Below are 531 nucleotides of genomic sequence, written 5' to 3' on the forward strand. Positions count from 1 at the left end.
GCGCCCCTGCGCGTTGATGGAGAGCTGCAGATCCAGGCCGGGCTCATTGGGCGAACCGCCCACCTGCCCCGCTGCTGCCTGCACGTTCTGCGCACGGATTTCGCGCACGACATCGCCCGGCGACAGACCGCGCTCGGCGACCTTCTGCGGATCGAGCCAGACACGCATAGAGTAGTCGCCCGAGCCGAACAGCTGCACCTGACCGACGCCTTCGATGCGCGCGAGGCGATCCTTGACGTTGAGCACGGCGTAATTGCGCAGATAGGTCATGTCATAGCGGTCGTTCGGCGACAGCAAATGCACGACCATGGTCAGGTCAGGCGCGCTCTTGATTGTGGTCACACCAAGCGCACGGACTTCCGCAGGGAGACGCGGCTCGGCCTGCGAAACGCGATTCTGCACCAGCTGCTGCGCCTTGTCGGGATCGGTGCCGAGGCGGAAGGTGACGTTAAGAGTCATCCTGCCGTCGGTGGTCGCCTGGCTGCTCATATAGAGCATGTTCTCGACGCCGTTGATCTGCTCTTCGATAGG

Annotated in this window: 1 protein-coding gene; it reads right to left on the minus strand. The window is 63.5% G+C overall.

Features of this window, described 5'->3' with window-relative positions; genetic code table 11:
- On the minus strand, positions 1 to 531 hold a 531-nt coding region (locus AC1DU6_RS35650; RefSeq protein ID WP_477863345.1), incomplete at both ends, for an efflux RND transporter permease subunit.

The organism is Roseateles sp. P5_B10 (genome assembly GCF_056400485.1).